Below are 24,588 nucleotides of genomic sequence, written 5' to 3' on the forward strand. Positions count from 1 at the left end.
TTCTTTTAGGGATTAAAATCCCTGTTTTTAATTAATTTTATATCCCAGGGCTGAATCTCGGGGCTATTCATGATATTATCTCCATTATCGCTGAGTTGGTTTTCCACTATCTTCAAAATTCTATTCTGGAATAAACTCTTATATGACTTCCCACGACTTTTAAGTCGTGGGAAATAATAGGATAATAAACAGTCGGACTTTAGTCCCCAATCTTGGATTAAAACTAAATTTGGTTTTAAATCTTTACCATCCCCGAGATAAATCTCGTGGCTTTTACAAAATTTATTTTTCATCCAATTCATTCTCCAGCTCTTTAACCTTATCTCTCAATTCTTTAATCCTGAACTCTCTGCCTAAAAAGAGTTTATTCATACGTTTGAGTTCAGCATTGCTATTTTCCAACTCAGCAGTTCTTTCTCTAACAAGTTCCTCCAGTTGCTCTTGATGTTTTCTCAAGCTTTCTTCAGCTTTCTTCAGCTGGCTCGTATCTTCGTACACTGCTACGATCTCACCGGAGGGTAGTTTATAAACATCATTTTCAACCCATTGTTGCATGCGCTCATCTTTATAAAGGACTAGAGGATGATGAAGTTTTTTCCCTGTTTTATAGGTTTTTTGAAATATTTCGAAGAGTCCCATCTCTTTAACAAAAGGAAAAACCTCTGTGACCTTTTTCCCAACTACCTCACTTTTCTTAATATTACTTTGAATTTCTGCAGCTTTATTTACATCCTTGAAAATAAAATCTTCTCCATCATTATACGGTTCATAAACCGCAACATAGCTTCCCATAGTATTAAACAGTTCTCTAAAGCGTTCTTCGCTTATTTTAATTTCTTCTTCACTTTTTTTCTTTCCTGAGATATCTTGAAAAGCACCGTGGATACCAACAATTTCACCTTCTTCGTTCTTTATTGCTCTACCAATCGTACGAACCCAAAGACGTTTGCCTTTCTGTGTAAGAATCTCCATTTCTTCATCATACGGAATTCCTCTTTCAGCACAGTCGTTGAAAACTTTCGTTATTCTGTCACGCCATTCTGGTGCATAGAAATGAATCCCTTCTTCAACAGGAGGTGAATAGCCATGGGGTACTTCATGGATATCTGCCACAGCGTCAGACCATACACAGGTATTAGTTTTTAGATCAACAGTCCACCCTCCAAATCTTGCAGTCTCTCCAGCAAGATGGAGCATTCTATAATTTGATTCGATAATTTCCTCTGCTCTCTTTTGCTCATCAATATCAATTGCCATTTCATATCGAACAGTACGACCATCCGGCCATTTAAGTGCCCTGTCGATGCAACGATACCATCGTCCGTTAATTTCATTCTGGAATTCCCAAATATATGACTCATCTTTATAATCACCCTGGATTTTATCATTTGTACAAAATGGACATGGTTCATCTCTATTCTGCAGGTACTTATAGCATTTTTTATGTGCAGGATCTCCAAATATATCTTCTACTACTTGATTCACAAAAATAACGTCATATGTGTCCATATCAGCAATATAAATTGGCTCTTTTATACCATTCAAAATTGCTAATAATCTCGCATGGCTTTCCTCTAGTTTATCCTGTATTGTCTTACTATCGGTGATATCATTGACAAGTCCAAATATTTGTTTTGGTGTACCGTCTTCCAAACGAAGGTATATTGATTCGCGGCAATTAAGCCAGCGCCAGGAACCGTCTTTATGCTTCATACGATATTCGTGATACAGCAATTCACCATCCAGTAAATCTTTATATTTAGGATATGTTTCATTCAAATAGACTTGTAAGTCATCGGGATGCATCAACGTAGCGATCAATTTATTACCCATTTCCTGAATTTCTTTAATGGAATATCCCAAAATTTTATTCAAACCTTGGTTGGTATAGATATTTATATACTCAAGAATATCATAAATATAAATAATATCAGGGGAGGTATCAAGAAGAGTTTTATTGAAATTTAGTGCTTCCCTGAGTTCTTCTTCAACTTTTTTTATCGGAGTTATGTCCTGGAATGTACCGAATAATTTTATAACTTTACCACCTTCAAGAATAGGTTCGCACATTGTGTGTGTTATCAAATTTTTACCTTTAGCAGTGATGAAACGCAAAGTCAGATCATAGGGTTTTCCTTTTTCAAGGGCATTTGTAATTGCTTTTTGAAGAATTGGTCTGTCATCAGGATGAAAAAAATTAATCGCATCTGCGAGGGGAGGTTCTTGATCTAAAGGAACTTCGTGGATCCTATATGTTTCCTCTGACCAATACACTTTTTTCGTCTTGGCGTCCAGTTCCCATCCACCAACCTTCGCCATTTTTCCTGTAGCGCGAAGCAATTCTCCTTTCTGCTTGATTTCTTTTTCAGCGATTACTCTTGCAGTTATATCTTCAATTGATGCTACCATGCCAGAAAAAGTGTTTGTTTCTGTGAATAGAGGAGCAGCATTTATTGAAAGATAAACCATCTCACCATTTTGTAATTTAATTGCATGATGTATTTCTTTAACATGTTCTCCAGTATTTTTCACTATAGAAAATGGTAATTTTTCATTCGGTAATGGATTCCCATCAAAATCAACAATCTGCCATTCCGGATCATCATATGTTCTTGATGTAATTTCACTTTTTTCCAAATGTAGAATTTTTTCAGCTTCAGGATTGGCAAAGGTTAATAAGCCATCTGCATTAACTTGTACAATTCCAACAGGACTGGTATCTGTTATGGTGTTAAGGAAATTTGTTTTTTCTTTAATAGCTTCCTGGGTCTGTTTTCTTGTTGTTATATCACGAATGACACCAATGATACGCTTACTTTTTTTATGAACATTTGCACTAATTTGCAGATATTTATCATAAAACTCTATTTCAAAAGGTGCTATTTTTTTCCCAATTAGTGCTTTCCCTATTGTCTTCAGCACCGGCTCTATCATTTTTTTATCCAAGAATTTCTTCGCTAAGGTTATAGCTTTTTTATCTAACAATTCCTCCTTATTGATATCAACAATTTTACATAGCTCATCATTAACCTCAATAACCGATCCTTTGAGATCAGTATAGATAAGTCCTTCAGGCACATTATCAAAGATCGAATGAAATTTTTCTTCACTCTCCTTGAGCTTTACTTCAGCATCATGTCTAACAGTAATATCTAATCCATACACATTAACAAGATCTGAACCAGGAATCGGTGAAAAAGTTAACGTAAAAAACCGTTTTCCGAATTCGATCTCGTGTTGAATTTGTGTCTGGGATGTCAGCGCTTTTCTTACGAACCTTAATGCTTGATCAGTTACCTTATTTCCTCCTTTTGCCCCCCATTTTTTAAGGATCATATCACTTGCATCATTCTTAAAAAGAATAGTCCCGTCCATTTTAATTCGCATCACTGGATAGGGATTTTGCTTGGGGAATTGTGAAAGAAGTTCCAACTCACGTTCAGCTTTTCTCCAATCGGTAATGTCATCAAAGATCACGCAGAATCGATCCTGCGAATCCCATGGACGATAGACGCGGCAATGGTAGAGTTTTTTTGTTGGTTCATGATAGTTATCAAAGACGAGTGTCTCACCGGTTGTTGCAACATAACCATATTTCTCTATCCAGCTTTGCTCGGTTTCGGGCCACACTTCATGGACGGTCTTACCCCGCACCTCATCATTTTTAACACCTGTTATTTTCTCATAAGCATCATTTATATATACAAACCGATAGCTTATGAATTTTCCTTTTTTATCAAAAACAGAATCAAAAATAACGAACGCATTGAGCATACTTTTAAGTACGGATTGCATTTCACGAGATTGTTCATGGAGTTTTTCTTCCACTCCAACTCTATCTGATACATCACGGGCAATAGCAAAGGTCTGACCTCGCTCCTTAATCGGTCTCGATATCCAATCAAGGTATTTATATGAACCATCTTTGCATCGATAACGATTAATAAAATTGATAACCGTTATACCTTGCTTCAAATTTTCTTCAATGACTTTAATGGTGGGTTCAATATCATCAGGATGAATAAAATCTAGAAAGGGTTTGTCCAGAAGATCCCCTTCATCATACCCTAACACCTTCGTGAATGAAGGATTAACCTTGATAAACGTAGCAGTATTAAAATCTGCAACACATAAAAGGTCTGGTGATATGCTCCATAATGTTTCGAGTTCAAACTTGGTTGGATCAACAGATTGAGTAGAGGATGCATTGTGCTTGTGAGTATTGTCTTTCGAATGTGTATTCTTTTTCTCAGACATAGTATACTCCTTGACTTGAAAATCCTAAAAACTTAGGGCAAAATTATACTTTGATATTATTGACGAACCAGCACTTCTTTCATCGAAGTTTTATACTTCAATAATAAATTTCACACCACCATCAATATTCTTAACTTGTATAGAGCCATCCATATTATTCTCAATAATTGTCTTTGCCATATACAATCCGAGACCTGTTCCTTTCTGGTGTTGCTTTGTAGTAAAGTATGGGTCGAAAACTTTGTCAATAATATTATTTGGTATCGAACCGGCATTATCCCAAATCGTTAAGATCGTCCTGCCATCCTTTTGATCGAGCATTAACTGGACTTTTGCATTCTTGGTCTCTTTTTCGAGTATTGCATCTTTAGCGTTGTTAAGTATATTCAGTATCACTTGCGAATACTCATTAGGATACCCCCATGATCTCACACTCCTTATGTAGATCGATTTTCAACTCAATTTGGTTATGTTCAAAGCTATTACTGATAAAATCCAAGGTCTTGAGTATTACTGCGTTTGCCGAGAAATTTTCTTTTAATTTATTAGGTTTGAAAAAATTACGGAAATCATCAATAGTTCGAGACATATACTTAAGTTGATCCATTGTTGTCTTAATAGATTTCTCTAAATACTCCTGTGTCAGTTCATCATATTTATATGCCTCTTCAATATCCTGGATAAGAACTGCTATTGCTGTTAATGGTTGCCTCCACTGATGCGCGATATTGCCGATCATTTCACCCATTGAGGCATGGCGCGACTGTTTTATAAGGAGGTGGTCCTTATCTCTGATCTCTTTTATTGCATCCTTCACTTTGATTTCCAAATTCTCCTTCAGTTGCCTTAATTCAATATTTGTTTTTTTCAGTTGCTCTTCAGCTTGTTTTCTTTCAGTGATATCTTCCACAAGACCATCATAATATTGGGGATTATCATTATCATCTCTTATGAGCATTACCGTAACCTTTGCCCAGAAGGTTTTCTTATCCTTTCTTTGCAAAAGCATTTCTCGATTTGTCACAAATCCTTTCTCCATCAACTCCCGATTGAAATCTTCTTTGTCTTTTGTATTTGCATAAAGCTGAACAGCTTTGAGTTGCAGCATTTCTTCCCTGCTGTCATAACCAAACATTTTTACAAAAGCCGGATTTACCTCAATAAATGTACCATCCGATTCCACTGAATTTCTATACAATCCTGTATTGATATTATTTATTAGAGTTCGATACTTCTCTTCGTTTTCTTGAAGTGCTTTTTCAGCGATTTTTCGGAAGGTTATATCCCTTGCAATAATGAGATCAGCTTTGGAACCCTTCCACGTGATAACACCAGCATTGATTTCTATAAATATCTCTGCTCCGTTCTTATGAAGTATTATGATTTCATACACAGATTCAACATTCTCATTATTCATTCGTTTTTCATAATGATCAACTACTTTGGGGATTTCTGATTCTTTAAGTATTTTTGTAATAGAAGCTCCGATCAATTCTCTTGTAGAATAACCGGATATCTCGCAAAATCGCGGATTCACATATTGTATCTTACCATCAGATATAATGCTGATAGCATCATTAGCTCTTTCAGTTACATTCCTATATTGTTCTTCACTTTCGATCAGTTCTTTTTCAATTTCTTTTTGTCTTGAAAGAAATATTATCGTTATCACACCTCCGATAATACAAGCAAAAAGAAAGATCAGACGCCCAATTAATTGGTGTGGATAGACATTGAGAATAAGCGTGTCAGCAAAACTTCCAGGTTTTTGAACGATCATCATCCTCAGATGGCTTGAAAATTCGAAGTAATGTATCATGGAATCAGCAATCCAGAAAAGTAGACCAAAAAGAATTGAAATGAGGATTATCTTAGCGGGAGACCATGATCTTTTTTTCATTTTATTCTATAGTATTATAAACCTTGTCAGCAATATCATATAATGTTTGCGGTATTTTGTATTTGATCCTACGGGCTGTTTCCGCATTGATCATAATATGGTTGTTCTCTTCATATATCTGTGAAAGTTCACGTGGTTTTGCCCCATTAAGAATTTTTGCAATATTAGACGCATACCAGAGTCCAAGATCATCATAATTCTGATGAGTAATACTGAGTAGGACTCCCTTTTTAACAGCCGGTTCTCCGAGTACGCACCATGTAGGAACATGAAATTCAAAAATTGGTTCAAGCAATTGCGGAAGAAACTTCGTCGACTCTCCCTGGTGAAGTCCAATCCACATTGCATCAACTATCGGAGCCAGGATCTGATAACTCTTCATTGCATTTTCAAAGGATCCCTGTTCTGTGTCTTCTTCGTTTGCATGACAGATGATAAGTTTGAAATCTCTTTGTTTTGATACCTTCTCAAGATCACTAAAGTTTGCATAGATCCTTCCATCTTCAGAATCCTCAAACATGACACCTAATCGCTCAAATCCGATAATATCGTGGAATAGTTCGACCTGTTTTTGGTATCTATATGGATCACATTCCACAAAAATATGATCATATCCAGAATCATCTGCACATTTGATAATACCTGCCTGTATTGGATCACTTGAAGTTATAACCATGGTTGGTACTGAGTGCTCGCTATTAACAAGATCCTGACCCGCCCAGGTCCCAGCTGCGATCATGATATCAACATAACCATTTTTGAGTTTATCAAGAGCATCTTTTCTATTCTTTATACGCAGTGAATCATTCCATGCTGATGACCAAAATGCATCTTTAACAAAAGTAATGAATTTACTATTCACATTCTGTGCAATATGATTCCAGATCAATTCTGTATCGTCATCATCTAAAAACGCAGGTATGTTTATTGGAGTGATCCACCCAAGCTGTATAAGACCTTTCACCGTCCCTCGAATGCTTAATGAATAATCAATGAAAGGTCCTCCCTCATAATAACCAATTCTCCACTGCTTTCCATCATTGAGTCTTGGATCTGTAGAAAACACTCGCGGTGAAAAACGGACAATAGCAATAGCGCCAAGAGCTATAATAATACATATGATGATGCACAAAATAATCGTATTTTTATATTTCATAGCTCTTTATCCTACCTGTGAGGGTATGAAGTTATCTTATTTTTTTAAAAAAATTCTATTCTATTACTGCACCATCAGATCTACATCAGCATTTGGCTCTGATACGAATACAGCTACTTTTCCAAAGTAGGTATTGGCTGCTTGTTGAATGTCTTCAGGAGTAATTTTCGAAAGATTTTCTTTCAAATGGTCCAGATAATCGTACCCAAATCCAATAGCTTCATAATGTGTCATATAGAATGGGAGCTGGTTATCATCGATATCTGTTTTGATCATTTTGATATTATCATCGATTGCAGCCTGCAATTCATCCTGAGATACTTTTTCATTTTTAAGAAGTTCAATCTGATTATTAAGTACTGCTATTAGTTCATCTTTCTTGTCTATAGATGTCTGGCTGGTAATCCTGAAGAAACCGTAGTCTTGTCCGGTGCTATATTGAGCATAACCATAGTAAGCAAGGTCATTTTGACCACGTACTGCCTTGTGTATTCTTCCTCTTGAACCATTGAGTACTGCGAGTATAGCTCTCATAGTCCAGTAATCCTTTGTTTCAATATTCCGTGCTGGAGCAATACAATTAAGATCAATATTGACTGGCTCAAAATCATATTCCTGAACAAAAGTTTCCTCTATGTTCGGAACGACGAGAGGGTTTTTGGGTTCATCAATATTACCTTGTGGAAAATTGCTATAAAATCTTTTTGCATAAGTTTCTGCTTCATGCATGGTCAAGTCTCCAAATAATGTTACGATGGCACTCTCTGCTTTAAAGAACTTCTTATGCATTGTCATCAAATTCTGCTGATCCAGAGCTTGTTTGAGTTCGAGTTTCTTAAGATTGGACACACCTGCAGATTGCCCCGGATAGAGTTTCTCACTCCTGAACTCATTATGAATTGACGATGCATTACTCAACGAGCGCTGGTATCGAGCCATAGCATTTTGTTGAGCAAGCATGATCTCGTGTGCTGGAAATGTAGGATGATTCATCGCATCAATAATGATGTCCTGAAGCTTTGAAAAATCATCGTTAAGGCATTTAAACTCAATATAGGTTCCATCATCATTTATTCTTACATCAAGATCAATAGCATGATCTTCTTTCCATTCGGTCAGATCAAGCGAATTGTATTTCTCTGATCCCTTAAGCATAAGATTTTCCATGAATGAGAGCGTACCTACTGTTTCAACTGTTTCATATGTATCTCCAATAGGAAGATATAGAACACCACTGATTATCGGTTTCAATGTATTTTGCTTATAAATTAACGTGAGGTTATCATTGACTTGAACCTTCTGTGGTGTTGATGTCTCGGCAAGTAATTCTTCTGTTGAATCGAGTAATTGTTTCGTTCCTTCAGGAAGTGCATAGAAAATCACGCGGTTCTTGGGTACAAGGAATTCTTTGATGCTGTTCATAACATCTTTTGTCGTAAGTTGCTCGAATGCATTAATGAAGAGTTCATCGGAATCAGTAACCCCAAACATCATGAGATTCCATCCAATATTATTGCAGTCATGATCGACACCTGGAGTGCTCAGAAGCTGGCTGGCTTTGTACCTGGTAATGAGATTTTGTATATCTGCTTCCTCAATACCTACAATGCTGTACCATTCAATCTCTTCATCAATTATGCTAATGATCTCATCTATTTGTTCAGGATCTTTTGCTTCGAAACCAATTGAGATGACTCCCTCCGGCATGTCCATTGAAACACTTACTCTTGCATAAATATAGTTTACGAGTTGAAGTTCTTCTACGAGCTTATATTTAATAGGTGATTGACGCTTTCCGAAAAGAATATCCAGTGCAGCTATCAAAGCTGGATATTGGTCGAAATCTGCTGAGGATAGTATTGAGGTAATCGCAACAGTCGGTTGTTGAATCTGGAATTCTTCCATATATTGTATGGTCCCGCTGCGAGGATTTTGTGGTGGAAGATAAACCGGATCAAGCTGTCCTCGTTCGAGTTCATTGAATATATCTTCAATTTTTTGAAGCATATCTTCGGCGTCAAAATCTCCGGCTGCTACGAAGATCATATTATTGGGCACATATCTTTTATGATAGTAATCTGCGAGTTTATCCCTGGTAATGGTTTTGAATAATTCTGTATATCCGATTACCGGATATTTTCTGTTCGATGTTGGGAACACCAGTTCATTATTCCTTTGATACACTTTTGATCGAGGAGGTGTAGACCTCATGACTATTTCTTTGAGGATCACCTGTTTTTCACGGGCGACTTCTACTGAATCAAAGGCACAGGCATGCATCTGCTGGAAGAGAATTTCCAAAGCCTGATTAGCATACTGCTTATCAACAGTAATGTAAAATGCTGTGGCATTTGATGTTGTATATGCGTTTACAATAGCACCCATCTCTTTGGCCATGGCTTCGTATTCTGCTTCGGTATGATAGGTTGTCGATCCTCCTGCAACAACATGTTCAAGGTAATGAGATATTCCTGCTCCAAGATATTCACCTTCATTAACTGAACCTGTTTTTACAAAACAATAAAAACCGATTGAATTGTTATTATGATTTTCTTTAACTGCTATCTGCATACCATTTGTTAAGGTCTTATCCAAGATAGTGTCTGCATATGCAAATTCAGATAAACTTAATACAGAGATAACGACAATAAGAACAACAATTTTATAGTTCATTTAAACTCCGTTCATAATATAAAATAATAAATATTAAATTTTTTACTGAGATAACTTGTAAAGTTTTATCGATACGGTAATGTATCAATTACCAATAATAAACAAACTTTTGTTTCTCTTATTTTTGAATGAAAATATATTTTTTTTGTAATATTTGACAAATTTTACTATATTATTATTAATTCCTAACACACAGGAGGTACTCATGAAAAAGTACTGGATCTTAGGTTTTTTAGTTTTTGTTTTTTTGATTGCATTAGCAGGATGTAATCTTTTCAATTCTAGCAGCAAGCACGATGATAACATGGATGATCTTGTTGCTGATCCTGAATTTCAATTTAATACATCACGTTCTGTAGAACTCGATATCACTTCCATTGATCAATATGGATTCCTTATGCCATTTGGGCATTTTGAAATATGGAAGGATAATCCAGAAGATGGAGGAACAAAACGTGTTCTTTCAATCAGAACAAATGAAAATGCACAATTCTTTGGTACTATAGCTTTACCAAGTTATTATGAATCTGTCTTCCTGAAATCAGGCACACTTCTTCAACAAATTTGGTTAAATATTGAAAATTCAACCCAAGCATCTATCCTTGATACTTTTGTATGTATTCCACCAGTTTACGAGAGTAAATCAGAGCTAACGAGGGATGAATATGTAATCCAGACTGATAATGGATATACATTCTATTTTTATGAAATAGTAGATAATTGTAATGGTACTGCAACAATAAAATTCAAAGTTAAAAACGATAATGATAGGGCATTAAGTCATGTCGCTATAAGTTTACCTGCAGGTGTGGTTCCCTCTCAACCAGTTAATGGTTCTACTTATTCATCAAACGGCTACACTTATACTATTGAAAGTCCAACTAATAATCCATATTACAGTATTAAGTTCGAAACTGTTGGGGAGGGACCAAAGAATGGTGATTATAGCTATTTTATCTATATTATACCTAATGACGATGCTGAAACTTTAACAGAAATTACTATCGAAGCAAAATCAGCTAATATTATTGGGCAAGTAACATTTGATGTTGATTATACTCCTACATGCAACGACTCTGATGGTGATGGAGTTACCGATGATTGGGATGATTATCCAGATGATCCAGACAGATCCTTTAATCATTATACTCCTGCTGAAGGTCAGTATGGAACATTCATGTGGGAAGACCTCTGGCCTGAAAAGGGTGACTATGACATGAACGACCTAGTAATGGATTATAATGTTAATGAAGTTACAAATGCAAGCAATGAAATAGTTGAAGTTATCAATAACTTCTATCTTCGTGCTGCCGGTGCCGGTTTCCTGACAAATGGATTTGCAATCCAGTATCCAAATTATTGGGAAGTTAATGGTACGATTGATGACGAACTGGATATGGCATATGTGGATACTGATAATCGAACCGTGATCTTTTTTGAAAATCATAAAGTTGTATTTAATGTCAGCAGTGCTTCTGAATGGATAAACACATGGTATGAATATGAGTATGTAACGCCTGTATCATGGTCAGTCACAATTCCAATGACAGAATCAGACAAGTCAAAAGTTGTTGTTCCCTGGAATCTTGCTCCCTTTAATCCATTCCTGTTGCAAAATGGCGTTCGAAGTCATGAGATTCATCTTCCGGATTATCCCCCTACGTTTGAAATGAATACAGCACTCTTCGATACAGCTGATGATGCAACAAATCTCGCTATGGGTATCTATTTCCGTACGGCAAATTATCTTCCCTGGGCTATCCTGATAGCTGAAGGCTGTAACTACCCAATCGAAATGATACAGATATCCGATGCGTTCAACTATTTTGTTGAATGGGTACTAAGTGATGGTGCACAGAAAGCGGACTGGTATCTTGATCTACCCGGTTATCAAAATGAAGATATGATATACCAGGTACCGAGTAAATAATTCTTCCTTTATACATACAAAAAAAAGCCACGCATAAATCGTGGCTTTTTTTTTATAATGTTGGTTTATTTCATATAGACCATCTTACTTGTTACCGAATATGAACCACTCTGAATTTTATAGAAGTAGACTCCAGATGAAACTTGTACTCCGTTCAGATTATTACCATCCCACGTAAAGGAATTTTGCATTGGATCAAGATCGGCTTCTGTAACAAGCTGTCCAATAAGGTTATAGATCTTAATTGTTGATGGGGTTATTTCTCCGTCAGGTTTTGAAAAGGAGATCGTAGTATTACCAGAGAAAGGATTCGGGTAGTTTTGTGCTATAAGCGAGTTGGAGGAAGTCGGTTCATCATCAATCGAAACAAGGGAATTCAAACCACCGGAATAACAAGAAAGAGTGCCTTCTCTTCCACCGATAACCATTTCCATGCTTCCATCACCAACGATATCGGGTATTGCATTGATTCCATCGACTGCCTGTCCAAAGTTAAATGAGTGTAAAATATCACCATTAACTCCATTCATAAAATAGCCATAGTTTGTCTGGAAGAGTGTACCGATAATTACATCATTGATGCCGTCTCCGCTGATATCATCAATACGAGCAATATTCCAAGGTTTATCCACAAGTGAAACGTTCCAGATACTTCCTGCATTGTAGCCATTCAGCATTCTACTGTTTGTGCTGCTATTCTCCAACATAGCATCCCGATATGTATCGCCGTTCACATCATTGAAGATCTCGACATCGAGGAGAAGGCACGATCCCATACTGCCTGTATGGAGAACATTGCCGTTTGTTGCGTCGAAATAATAGAAAGTACCGTAGAAATCACCAGCAATAACATCTTTCACACCATCACCATTGATGTCATCAAGTTGACCGAGAGCCCATACAGATGAACCTGAAACTCCATAACTCCATAGTTGCGTCCCATTTGCACCGTTTATGCCATACACATATCCATTTGTCTCGCTTTGGTTAGAGCCACCACCGATGGCATCAGGTATATTATCTCCATTAACGTCATCAACACCGATTGCTGAGAATTTTGGTCCAGGTTGATAGAATTCCCATAAGGAAGATCCGTCAGTTCCATCAAGGCAGTAAACTCTTTGCGGTCCTGTATGTGTATCTCCGTCATCACCAGTTGCCGCAACGACATCCGGTACACCGTCAGCATTGAAATCAAAATCAGCATCGACCTGGTAAACCCATCCACCATCACCATATTCCTGAGTATCATGTGTCCAGATGATTGCACCGGTTTTTCCGGAAATTGCTCGAATTGAACGATCTCCCCATGGCGTTCCTACAACAAAGTCATAGTATCCATCACCGTTAAGATCCTTTGTCGTAGAAAGTTCATGCTGATAGCAAAGAGAACCGCTCGGAATTTCAATTTCCCACAGAACATCTGCCAGCCCGGATGAATTACCATTAAAGCATCGGAAATAATCATCTTCTGAGGATACAACAACATCAGCAATGCCGTCTCCGTTAATATCTGGGATCGGAGCAATAGCTTTCACGCTGTTATCCCAGCTGGTAGAAATATAATAGTACCAGAGTTGATTTCCAATTGGATAATCGATGTTGTTTCCTTCTCCTGCTACTGCAACCTGTGTGCACGGACTTGAGGGATCGTTACTGTCAATACTTATTGTCTCAGTATAGTAAACACCAGCTGCTGGTGTAAACCAAACACCCATTTGTACTGTTTGCAGAGGAGAGAGATTAATGGGATATGTAACAGCATCGTCAATATAGAAGTGACTGGGACTGCTTGAATAGGCATTCGAAATAGTGAGTGTCTCATCACCAATATTCTCAATTTCAATGTACCACCTACTCAATGAGTTCGCACGAACTGTACCATAGTCATGAGTTGGATTCACAACATGAATACTCGGACCTGGATTTACTGCATCCCCGGTCATGGTTACATCAACCTGTGTTGCAAGAGGATCGTTTGAAAATACTGAAGCAACACAATTCAATGAACCTGCTTCCGAAGGAACATAGGTAAACGGAATAACAATATTATTGCCAGGTGTGATTGTTTGCGGGAGTGAAAGCGTGTAGTATACATCCGAGGCGTTTAGACCACTGAGTGTAATATCTGTAACTTCAAGATCTCCGGTACCTGCGCTGTAAACATAACAGTTCCATGAAGCCGAATCACCTACTGTTACTGTTCCAAAGGGGTAATTCGTATTTGGGATATTGATAACCGGAGTTCCTGCACCGCCAAGATCAACCTTATATAACCAGTCATTAGCATAGTCGGAACCATTATCACAATACCAAAGATACTGACCGTCATACACAACACCAGCAGGATCTTCATGTTCAGCAGCATGTGTTTCTAAAACATTACCAGTATTTGGATCAATTGCATATAATGCATCTCCCCAATAGTCGGCCATCCATACATTTCCATGTTCCATACAGAGATCCCATGGTTGGTTATCCGGAGCGGTAAATTGTTGAAGAATAGTGCCAGAAGTGTTAACTTTATAAATCGTAGCAGGATCAGGATAGTACGTTGCGACCCAGAAATCACCACTATCATAAGCAATGCCGGACATATAATGATCAGGTAGATTGAATTGCGAAATTAAGCTTCCACTCATATTAAATTGCATAGCAACTGCAGGAGTTGAAGTGCTTCCCGGATGGTCAGTTGTCCATAGATAAGTACCATCATAGGTGAGACCAAAGGCATCACCTTGAGTGCCGGTAAATTGCAATTGATACGAACCATTTGATGGATCGATCCGATATACATCTCCACCGGCGGAACCGTAAATACCACTGTAAAGGTATGTTCCATCCCATGCAAGCCCTGATGAACCTTCAGGAATCGGATACTGTGCTAGAATTGTCCATTCTCTGTTAGCTAAAAGAGCAAGCGGTATTAAAAGAAAAATCATAGAAATGAAAATAAATTTTTTCATCTTCTTTGCACTCCTTTTGTTTTTTTCAAGAATCTTATATGTAAGAATATTTTGTCAATTTGTAATCTATTTCTCAAATTTATAAAAAAAAAAGCACCCATGATTGAACATGAGTGCTTGTAAGAATATTTTGGGAACTTCGGATTAATACATTCCGCCCATTCCACCCATACCGCCACCTGGGGGCATAGCTGGAGCTGCACCTTCTTTTTCTGGAAGATCAGCAACGATACATTCAGTTGTGAGGAATAATCCTGCAATACTGCATGCATTCTGGACTGCAGATCGTGTAACCTTGGCAGGATCAATAACACCATCAGCCATAAGGTCAGAATAGACACAGGTTGCTGCATTAAATCCAATTTTCGGGTCTTTTTCATTATGAAGTTTTTCAACAACAACATCACCGGCAAATCCAGCGTTCTTAGCTATTTGATACACTGGTTTTTCGAGTGCTTTTTTAAGGATTTCAGCACCAATTTTCTCTTCAGCATCAAGTTTAAGTTTATCGATTGCTTTGGCAGAACGAAGCAATGCACATCCACCACCGATCACGATACCTTCTTCAACAGCAGCACGTGTTGCCTGAAGTGCATCATCAACTCGGTGCTTTTTCTCTTTCATTTCGGTCTCAGTTGCTGCACCGATATTTAATACAGCGACACCGCCCGAAAGTTTTGCAAGGCGTTCTTGAAGTTTTTCTTTATCATAATCTGAGGTTGTGTCTTCAATCTGCTGCTTGATCTGCTTGATACGACCATGAAGATCTTTTTCTGCACCTTTTCCTTCGCGGATCGTGGTATTTTCCTTATCAATAATGATTTTCTTTGCAATACCAAGATCATGAAGTTTCGTATTCTCGAGTTTAAGACCGACTTCTTCTGAAATAACGGTTCCACCTGTAAGGATTGCAATATCCTGAAGCATCTCTTTTCTACGATCGCCAAAACCAGGAGCTTTGACAGCACATACATTCAAAGTACCGCGCAGTTTGTTTACAACGAGTGTTGCAAGCGCTTCACCTTCCACATCTTCTGCAATGATCAAGAGAGGTTTGCCTGTTTGGGAAACTTCCTGAAGAATGGGAAGCAGGTCTTTCATGACCGATATCTTCTTATCGAGAAGAAGCAGATAAGCACTTTCGAGTTCTGCAACCATCTTGTCAGTATCGGTTACAAAATATGGAGAAAGATATCCTCTATCGAATTGCATACCTTCCACTTTTTCAAGATAGGTTTTCATTGTCTTGGATTCTTCGACGTTGATAACACCTTCATTTCCGACCATTTCCATAGCATCTGCGATGAGTTTTCCGATTTCTTCATCATTGTTAGCTGAAATGGTAGCGATCTGCTCGATCTCGCTTGATGTATTGATCGGTTTACTTAATTTGCCGATCTCATCAACGACCAATTCAGATGCTTTCATTAATCCACGCTTCATAAACATAGGATTCACGCCTGCTGTGACGTGTTTAAATCCTTCTTGAATAATTGCTTGTGCGAGTAGTGTTGCAGTTGTCGTTCCATCACCAGCAACATCATGGGTCTTTGTAGCCACTTCTTTGACCATCTGAGCACCCATGTTCTCATACTTATCTTCAAGTTCAATTTCTTTTGCAATGGTCACACCGTCATTCGTGATAGTGGGTGATCCAAAGCTTTTCTCAAGTACAACATTTCTGCCGCGTGGTCCAAGCGTTGTCTTTACTGCGTTTGCAAGTAAGTCAACACCACGTTTTAGATTTTCTCTGGCTTCATGTCCAAATTCAAGTTGTTTAGCCATTTTGCCTCCTGTTTATTATTTTTTGATTCTTAATTTTATTTTCGCTTAATGGCAATTTCACCGTCTTTCATGTCAACAAAAAGCTTTCTGTGCTTTTGAGACATTTCTCCGTCTTCAATATTATAATCCTTGAGGAGTTCAAGAGCAATTTTATTTTCAACTTCTTTTTGAATTATTCTCTTTAATGGTCGTGCGCCATACTGAGGATCATAGCCATGTTGAAGAAGAAATTCTTCAGCTTTTTCAGAAAAGTCTATGTCAAATCCTCTGGATGCCAACCGTTTTTTCAGATCACCAAGCTGGATCATCATGATCTCTTTCATATCTTCCTGTGATAGTTTGTGAAAGATGATGATCTCATCTAATCTGTTAAGAAATTCAGGTCTGAAATGAGTTTGAAGAGCTTTCATAACAACAGTTCGCGAAATATCTTCTTTTGAGCTGGCAGCAAAGATTTCCTGAGATGCAATGTTGGATGTCATGATGATCACAGTATTTGTGAAATCGACAGTACGACCCTGTCCGTCAGTGAGACGTCCATCCTCCATGATCTGGAGAAGAATATTGAATACATCAGGATGTGCTTTCTCGATCTCATCAAAAAGGATAACGCAATATGGTCTTCTGCGAACTGCTTCTGTGAGTTGACCGCCCTCTTCATAACCAACATATCCGGGAGGAGCACCGACAAGTTTCGAAACTGTATGACGTTCCATGTATTCTGACATATCAAGACGGATCATAGCTTTTTCAGTATCAAAAAGAATCTTCGAGAGTGTTTTTGCCAGTTCGGTTTTTCCAACACCTGTTGGGCCGAGGAACATAAAGGTTCCTATCGGGCGACCCTCGGGACTGATGCCTGCACGGTTTCTACGAATGGCATGAGATATTGCAACGATTGCTTCATCCTGACCTACTACTCGTTTATGGAGATCTTTTTCCATATCAACAAGCCGTGCAGCTTCGCTTTCGAGCATTTTAGAAATGGGAATATGTGTCCATTTGGATACGATCTCTGCTATATCATTTTCGTCGATCTCTTCTTTGAGGATTTGCTGATTTTTCTGCAGATCCTGGAGTTCTTTATTCTTTTTCTGTAGCTCTTCATTGAGTTTACTCATGGTTCCGTATTTCAGTTCGGAAGCTTTGGTCAGATCAGCATTTCTTTCAGCTCGTTCCATCTCAGTTTTGGTTTGATCGATATTCTTTTTTATCTCTCTAATTGAACTGATAAGTTCCTTTTCACGAGTCCAGTGTGTTCGTATATGATTCGCTTTCTCCTGAAGTTCTTTCAGACGTTCCTCAATTTCCTTTTTTCGGGCAACTGATTTTTCATCCTTCTCTTTTCTTAAAGAGTGGTTTTCAATCTCAAGTTGGCGGATCTTTCGTTCGATCTCATCTAATTCTGTGGGCAGACTGTCGATCTGAATTCGGATATGTGCGCATGCTTCGTCGATCAGATCGATCGCTTTGTCAGGGAGGAATCTATCCGTGATATATCTCTCAGAAAGAGTAGCAGCTGCAATAATAGCTGAATCTTTGATCTTCACACCATGATGGATTTCATACTTTTCTTTGATACCTCGAAGGATCGAAATCGTGTCGTTCGTGTCCGGCTCAAAAACCATGACCGGTTGAAAGCGGCGTTCGAGAGCAGCATCTTTTTCTATATATTTACGATATTCATTCAATGTTGTTGCACCGATACAATGAAGCTCACCTCGAGCCAGAGCCGGCTTAAGCATATTTGATGCATCAACAGCACCCTCAGCTGCACCAGCACCCACAACTGTGTGAAGCTCATCGATGAAAAGAATGACCTGTCCTTCTGCTGATTCGACTTCTTTAAGAACTGCTTTCAAACGATCTTCGAATTCTCCTCGAAATTTTGCGCCAGCAAGAAGGGATCCCATATCGAGTTCAACAATATCCTTGCCTTTAAGGTTCTCAGGGACATCATTTTCAACAACGCGCTTTGCAAGACCTTCAACAATAGCAGTTTTACCAACTCCAGCCTCTCCTATGAGAACCGGATTGTTCTTCCTGCGTCTCGAAAGTATCTGCATTACTGACCTGATCTCATCATCCCGACCGATAACAGGATCGAGCTTTCCTTTCCGAGCAAGGTCGGTTATATTTCTTGCATAACGTTCAAGAGCTTGATACTTCGCTTCGGGATTCTGATCGGTGATACGTTGATTCCCCCGTATATCTTTGAGGATCTGCATAACATCTTTTTCATTAATACCGAACTGTTTAAAAAGTTCAGTCAGTTCATTTTTATCTCGAAGCATCGCAAGAAAGATATGTTCCGTACTCAGGTAATCGTCATTTAACCTGTCCGCTTCTTTCTGGGCAGTTGTAAATATCCTGTTCAATTCTGTTGATAGATAGGGTTGTTGTGAACTGCCAGAAACGGATGGTTTGTTATGCAATATCTTTTCAATTGCATGATAGAACTGGTCTTTATTGACCTCTAACTTATTCAAGATAGAAGGAATAATTCCTTCAGGCTGTTTCATCAGCACAGCCATAACATGAGCTGGTGTGATCTCTTGATGACCAAACTCCTGGGCAAGCTGAAGTGCTGACTGAATAGCCTCTTGTGCCTTTAATGTAAATTTATTTAAATTCATATAATGATTAAATTTCTCCGATTTTATTAAAAAATATAGAGGTATTAATAGCATTGTCAAATAATTTTGGCACTTAAATTATAAGAGTGCTAATTAATAAAAAACTTGTAATATTTTTAATCTTGATGTCAATAGTGTTATTAAAATTTAGAGGAAAATGATGGATAAGATTTCGGTCATAGGAATGGGAAGCTGGGGTACGACCCTTGCAATATTATTAGCAGATAAAGGATATAAAATCGTAGGCTGGGAATGGATGCGAGACAGAGCCCTGGAAATGCAGAAAACCCGGGAAAATCCTTTCTTTTTAAAAGGATGTCACTTCCCAGATAATCTTCATGTAACAAATGACCTGTGCGATGCGGTCGATCAATCACCCATCATTATCATTGCAGTACCTTCACATGTTGTTCGTAAAATCATTAGCCAATGCAAAGATATTTTGTTAGATAAAAAAATCGTGAATGTTGCGAAAGGAATCGAGAATGAGACAATGCTCAGAATGTCTGAAGTAATTCATGATGAATCAGGATTGTCTTATGATAGTATCGCAACGCTTTCAGGACCTACGCATTCTGAAGAAGTGAGTAAAAAACTACCTGCAACAATCGTAGCTGCTTCTATTGATGAATCGTATGCAAAAGATGTTCAAAATCTCTTTATGACTGATTATTTCCGGGTTTATACAAGTACAGACATTATTGGAGTAGAGCTTGGTGGATCATTGAAAAACGTTATTGCTATTGGAGCAGGAATTTCTGACGGCATGGGAATGGGAGACAACACGAAAGCTGCACTTATTACGCGGGGCTTGAGAGAAATCACACGGCTGGGTGTTGCCTGCGGTGCAAATCCCCATACATTCTCTGGTATTTCAGGTATCGGTGATCTGATTGTTACCTGTGATAGCTTACACAGCAGAAATCGTTATGTTGGCAATCAACTTGCAAAGGGTTATACTCTCAAAGAGATTTTATCCTCGATGGAAATGGTTGCTGAAGGAGTGAATACAACCCGTTCTGCATATCAGCTCTCAAATAAAATGAATGTTGATATGCCCATAACAGAACAGATTCATGAGGTATTATTTGGCGCTCTCCCGCCACGAGAAGGTGTCATCACGCTTATGACGAGATCACCAAAAAGCGAGGATGAGTTTTAATATTGTGTCAGTTCTGTTTTTCATACATTAGATATTTGAGATTAGAAAATAGATCAAATTAATCGTGAAGATACTCAAAGGTATAAATATGAATTTTTTAGTAGTTATCAATCTAGGTGAATATTGTTCATGAACATCCCTTATTTTGGTGAGATACTCTCTCTTATTTGTGCAATCGTATGGGCTGCAGCGATCATGTTTTTCCGTAAAAGCGGGGAAACAACAAAACCCTTTGCACTTAATTTTTTCAAAAATACTGTTGCTTCGATTCTCTTTATTTTGACATCCCTTGTCTTAGGCAAAGAAATTCTAAGATCCGCTCCAATGAACGACTATCTCATTCTCATCGTGAGTGGTGTCGTTGGTATTGCTTTTGCAGACACCATCTATTTCTCAAGCTTAAATATATTAGGAGCTGGTATTTCTACGGTAGTAAATACACTATTCAATCCATTTGTGATAGGGCTTTCATTCATTTTCCTTGGAGAAAAACTGAGCATTATACAATTGATGGGGGCATCGTTGATCATACTTGCAATCGGCATTACTACCATAAGAATATCATCATTTGAGATCACGAAGAAGAAGCTCGCACTCGGTATCTTTCTCGGAGTTCTGTCTGTTCTTGCAATGGCGGGTAGTGTTATTATTGCAAAGCCTATCCTTGATAATTCTCCAATTATCTGGTGTACAGAAATAAGACTTATTGCCGGAACCATTGTTATGGCGATCATTGGATTATTCCATCCTCAAAAAAGATTGATTTTTGGAACACTCAAGCCTTCTAAGGAATGGAAACACATGATTCCCGGAACTTTTCTTGGAGCATATCTTGCAATGGTTATATGGCTCGCTGGTCTCAAGTTTGCGTATGCCAGTGTTGCAACTGCGATTAATCAAACAAGCGTAATATTTGTCTTTATTTTTGCTGCAATATTTTTAAAGGAACGGTTTACATTTCGTAAATTTCTCGGGCTTATTTTATCTTTTGGCGGCATCGTTCTTGTTACGATAGGTTAATGTTGTAATAATCATTTTTAAAGAGAGTGAGGATAGGCATACCATTCTGTCAGGGAATGGTCACTGACATCTCATTTTCCCTCAAACTTTGGCACACTCACAATTTAAAAAAATTAGGATTTGGGATTTCGATATTAAAAAAAAAAGACCCTCGAACCGAAGCCCGAAGGTCTTGTGTATATCAACAATGAGAATTATAATCCGATTTCAACACCAAGATTTATACTGCGGCGAGGTCCGAAGAAGACTTCAGCAGCACTTGCGGTATGAGGATATTTAGGTGTTCCACCTGCACCCCATGAACCCCAACAACTGTAGGCACTGTTATCAGTAGCATCCTGAATATAGATTTCATCTAAGAGATTGAATACATGAGCAAAGAAGGTGAATCTCACACCTTTAACAATTGTGGGAAGGTCATACAACAGATGAAGATCAATTGTGTAGAAGTTTGGAAGTTTCCAGCTCTGTTTTCTGTCATTTGGATCATCTCTATTTTGTGGATTCCATGCACTCCAGAAATCTCTGAAATACTTACCAACGATCTTTGCTTCCAAACCATCTATTGGATACACGGTTGCAGCCAGTGAAAGTTGCGTCTGAGGTTGGTTACCAACCTTGAGATCTTTTACATAAAGGCGAATTGTGTCATTAACTCCACCATATTGCTTAAGTACAGCTTCGATATCATCAGTATATTTCCAGAAGCCTTTTGAAGCATTTAGTTGGAATTTTACAAGATCCATGGGCTGATAACTTGCCTCAAGCTCTACACCCATGTGGCTTGAGTTCAATCCGCTGATGAAGAGAGGTTCTTCTGTTCCGGAAGTATCAGTTTGAACCCATTGTCTATAGACTTGATCTTTCCAAAGTGTGTAATATCCGCCTGTTTTGATATTAAGATCACCATCAAGCCCAACCCAACTGAAACCTGCTTCTCCACTCATGATCTTCTCATTCTTGGGATCTGGTGCTAATGAACCATCACTATCATCAATAACTTCATCAAAGATAGGAGGTTTTGAGATATAACCAGCGTTACCAAAGACACCAAGCTCAGGCATAACGATATAACTTAAACCACCTTTAACCTGGAATCCGGTTATCCAATCGGTTTTTGTTTCCATTTCTTTTGTGGGAGCGTCAGGATCTTTCATGAAATGGTTTGTAAAGGTGTATTTAACCATTGATAAGCCAGCAGATCCAAATGCAGTAAGAGGACCGGCCTTATATTCACCTTGGGCAAATCCAGCTAGCCAGTTGATCGTGTTGGTGTTATTATAGTCGACCTTATCGCCGAGTATCTTGTGATGATCACCTGTATCGAATTCGTCACCATCCCAGTAATAATATTCACCACCAAGAAGATCTCTAACCTCTCTATAGTGTTTAACCTCTGCAGTTCTCCAATCTAAACCAAACAAAGTCTTGAGCTCTTGATTGACTTCATATTCTGCTTTGAGAATTCCACCAATAGTCCATTGAGTATTCACACTGTTACGAAGAATACCCTTTGAACCATCATCATTCGCTTCGTTGTTTGCAATTGTGGCATCCCAGTCAACTCGTCTTGTTGTACCGGAATAATCCCATTTCATACTTCCGAACGTACCAGTACCACCACCTTTTCCGCCAGAATAGTAAACGGTTGAATAGAAGTTCAGTTTATCGGACATCTTACTATACCAGTTAAGATTGACCTGTGGTTTATGGTAGTAGTTCTCAATCTCATTAAGGAATGAGTATGAATATCTTTCATGGCGTTCGCCATCAAAATACTGCTCACCATCATAGGAAGAATTCATAGTATTCCAGTTCTGGTTATACAACCAACCCATGTCATTGAAGGTATCAAGCCATTGTTGAGTTGCATTAGGAGAAAGACCGGACAGTTTCTTTGCTTCTTTATGGCTAAAAGTAGCAATATTCTGAAGATATCTTCTCTGACCATGTCTTTGAGGAGCACCAACAGCATAGAGTTCTAGTCTATTATTGTCATTAATGTTGTAAGCAGAAGCCAGATAGTATGCATAGGCATCCGTCCATGCACCGTTTGCGACACCGTCTCCTTGTTTACGAACGAGTGCAAAACTTAATGCATACTTATCATCAACCATACCGGTATTTCCAACAAGGGTAGTTTTTCTGAAATTGCCTGCACCATATTCCTGCTTAAGATTCACACCAGAAGTCATCTGAGTGGGATCAGTGATAATATTCATGGTGCCACCGATTGATGGTACAGCAAGGTTGACTGCGCTGAGACCTCTCTGGACCTGGATTGATGAAGTTGCATCTGACAATCCATCCCAGTTTGACCAGTAAACCCAGCCATTTTCCATATCATTAACCGGAACACCATTGATCATGATCGCTACGTTTCTCTGATTAAATCCACGAATGTTTACGCGTGCATCACCGGCACCGCCACCCTGATCCGTGGAGTAAACACTTGGAGAACTCTTGAGAACAAGGGGAAGATCGCGAGATCCGAGATCCATAACAATGTCTTCTTTGGGAACATCAGTATATGCAATAGGTGTTGTTGATTCTGCTCGATCAGCAAACACAGTCATGCCTGAAATTCCGATATCTTTGATCATAAGTGTGAAGTTGATGGTGGAAGTTAATCCATCCTTTATCACAACTTCCTTTTTCTGTAATTCATAACCAAGATAGCTTACTGCCACAGTATAGGTACCTTCTGGAATGTTTTTCAGAAGAAACGTACCGTTGTTACGTGTCAGCATACCATACTCAGTTCCTTCTACATAGACATTAGCATCGGCGATCGCATCGCCTGTTTTTTCGTTTGTTACCTTACCAGCAAGATTGCCTGCTCCAGCGGCAAATGCCAGCGAAGTAAACATGAAGAACGAAACTAAGAGAACAATAAGTACTTTTTTCATAGGTGTACTATCCTCCCTGTTTATTAATTTGAATTAACAAAATCCACTCATCCGCCAGCTGGCGGACGAAAACCTATTAATGATATTAACATGCCTGTTTTCGTTCTTTTTCTCAAAGACTTCTTGTTTATATAGAGTACATTTAGATGGATATAGTATTTGTGTGGGTTTCTTATTTTTTAATAACTTCTTTA

Annotated in this window: 13 protein-coding genes; 3 read left to right on the forward strand and 10 right to left on the reverse strand. The window is 38.3% G+C overall.

All coding sequences use genetic code 11. The features are described 5' to 3' along the window. Positions 1 to 5: 5 nt before the first annotated feature. From JW794_09460 to JW794_09485, 6 genes are all read right to left on the reverse strand, one after another. Positions 6 to 293 carry a hypothetical protein gene (locus JW794_09460; GenBank protein ID MBN2018338.1) on the reverse strand — a complete coding sequence of 96 codons (288 nt, stop codon included), beginning with the start codon at positions 291 to 293 and terminating at the stop codon, positions 6 to 8. Beyond that, on the reverse strand, positions 283 to 4,257 hold the full coding sequence (locus JW794_09465; GenBank protein ID MBN2018339.1) for a PAS domain S-box protein: 3,975 nt from the start codon (positions 4,255 to 4,257) through the stop codon (positions 283 to 285). Before JW794_09465 ends, JW794_09460 begins: the two co-directional genes overlap by 11 nt. A gap of 90 nt (positions 4,258 to 4,347) precedes the next feature. Next, positions 4,348 to 4,689 carry a HAMP domain-containing histidine kinase gene (locus JW794_09470; GenBank protein MBN2018340.1) on the reverse strand — a complete coding sequence of 114 codons (342 nt, stop codon included), beginning with the start codon at positions 4,687 to 4,689 and terminating at the stop codon, positions 4,348 to 4,350. Then, a complete protein-coding gene (locus JW794_09475) occupies positions 4,667 to 6,157 on the reverse strand; it encodes a PAS domain S-box protein (GenBank protein ID MBN2018341.1) in 1,491 nt (496 codons plus the stop codon). The genes JW794_09470 and JW794_09475 overlap by 23 nt, the downstream gene beginning before the upstream one ends. 1 nt (position 6,158) lies before the next feature. Beyond that, positions 6,159 to 7,313 (reverse strand): hypothetical protein, encoded by a 1,155-nt coding sequence (locus JW794_09480; protein ID MBN2018342.1) that lies wholly within the window; start codon positions 7,311 to 7,313, stop codon positions 6,159 to 6,161. 63 nt (positions 7,314 to 7,376) lie between these two features. Continuing rightward, the gene (locus tag JW794_09485) at positions 7,377 to 9,986 is read right to left on the reverse strand and encodes an insulinase family protein (protein ID MBN2018343.1); all 2,610 of its coding nucleotides are present in this window, start codon (positions 9,984 to 9,986) and stop codon (positions 7,377 to 7,379) included. Between the two features lie 205 nt (positions 9,987 to 10,191). On the opposite strand from JW794_09485, the gene JW794_09490 reads away from it, so the two are divergent. Beyond that, on the forward strand, positions 10,192 to 11,916 hold the full coding sequence (locus JW794_09490) for an LruC domain-containing protein (GenBank protein ID MBN2018344.1): 1,725 nt from the start codon (positions 10,192 to 10,194) through the stop codon (positions 11,914 to 11,916). Between the two features lie 65 nt (positions 11,917 to 11,981). On the opposite strand, the gene JW794_09495 is transcribed toward JW794_09490, so the two are convergent. The 3 genes from JW794_09495 to clpB all read right to left on the reverse strand — a co-directional run bounded on the left by JW794_09495 (position 11,982) and on the right by clpB (position 19,303). Further along, entirely contained in the window at positions 11,982 to 14,882 is a 2,901-nt protein-coding gene (locus JW794_09495; protein MBN2018345.1) for a choice-of-anchor D domain-containing protein, read from the reverse strand. Positions 14,883 to 15,026: 144 nt separating this feature from the next. After that, positions 15,027 to 16,667, reverse strand: a complete 1,641-nt coding sequence (groL, locus tag JW794_09500; protein MBN2018346.1) for a chaperonin GroEL — start codon at positions 16,665 to 16,667, stop codon at positions 15,027 to 15,029. Positions 16,668 to 16,702: 35 nt separating this feature from the next. Then, positions 16,703 to 19,303, reverse strand: coding sequence for an ATP-dependent chaperone ClpB (gene clpB / locus JW794_09505; GenBank protein ID MBN2018347.1), 2,601 nt, complete (start codon positions 19,301 to 19,303; stop codon positions 16,703 to 16,705). Between the two features lie 160 nt (positions 19,304 to 19,463). Between clpB and JW794_09510 the strand changes: the two genes are divergently transcribed. After that, positions 19,464 to 20,465, forward strand: coding sequence for an NAD(P)H-dependent glycerol-3-phosphate dehydrogenase (locus tag JW794_09510; GenBank protein MBN2018348.1), 1,002 nt, complete (start codon positions 19,464 to 19,466; stop codon positions 20,463 to 20,465). A gap of 129 nt (positions 20,466 to 20,594) precedes the next feature. Continuing rightward, positions 20,595 to 21,485: a DMT family transporter gene (locus tag JW794_09515; protein MBN2018349.1), complete on the forward strand. Its 891-nt coding sequence runs from the start codon at positions 20,595 to 20,597 to the stop codon at positions 21,483 to 21,485. A gap of 194 nt (positions 21,486 to 21,679) precedes the next feature. Here the strand turns inward: JW794_09515 and JW794_09520 are convergent, their stop codons facing one another. Continuing rightward, positions 21,680 to 24,394, reverse strand: coding sequence for a TonB-dependent receptor (locus tag JW794_09520; GenBank protein ID MBN2018350.1), 2,715 nt, complete (start codon positions 24,392 to 24,394; stop codon positions 21,680 to 21,682). Between the last annotated feature and the right edge of the window lie 194 nt (positions 24,395 to 24,588).

This window comes from Candidatus Cloacimonadota bacterium (assembly GCA_016932035.1).
Lineage (GTDB): Bacteria > Cloacimonadota > Cloacimonadia > JGIOTU-2 > JGIOTU-2 > Celaenobacter.

Coding starts and splice junctions, on each gene's coding strand:
- JW794_09460 (MBN2018338.1), bottom strand. CDS start 293: ATGAAAAATAAATTTTGTAAAAGCCACGAGATTTATCTCGGGGATGGT.
- JW794_09465 (MBN2018339.1), bottom strand. CDS start 4,257: ATGTCTGAGAAAAAGAATACACATTCGAAAGACAATACTCACAAGCAC.
- JW794_09475 (MBN2018341.1), bottom strand. CDS start 6,157: ATGAAAAAAAGATCATGGTCTCCCGCTAAGATAATCCTCATTTCAATT.
- JW794_09480 (MBN2018342.1), bottom strand. CDS start 7,313: ATGAAATATAAAAATACGATTATTTTGTGCATCATCATATGTATTATT.
- JW794_09485 (MBN2018343.1), bottom strand. CDS start 9,986: ATGAACTATAAAATTGTTGTTCTTATTGTCGTTATCTCTGTATTAAGT.
- JW794_09490 (MBN2018344.1), top strand. CDS start 10,192: ATGAAAAAGTACTGGATCTTAGGTTTTTTAGTTTTTGTTTTTTTGATT.
- JW794_09495 (MBN2018345.1), bottom strand. CDS start 14,882: ATGAAAAAATTTATTTTCATTTCTATGATTTTTCTTTTAATACCGCTT.
- groL (MBN2018346.1), bottom strand. CDS start 16,667: ATGGCTAAACAACTTGAATTTGGACATGAAGCCAGAGAAAATCTAAAA.
- clpB (MBN2018347.1), bottom strand. CDS start 19,303: ATGAATTTAAATAAATTTACATTAAAGGCACAAGAGGCTATTCAGTCA.
- JW794_09510 (MBN2018348.1), top strand. CDS start 19,464: ATGGATAAGATTTCGGTCATAGGAATGGGAAGCTGGGGTACGACCCTT.
- JW794_09515 (MBN2018349.1), top strand. CDS start 20,595: ATGAACATCCCTTATTTTGGTGAGATACTCTCTCTTATTTGTGCAATC.
- JW794_09520 (MBN2018350.1), bottom strand. CDS start 24,394: ATGAAAAAAGTACTTATTGTTCTCTTAGTTTCGTTCTTCATGTTTACT.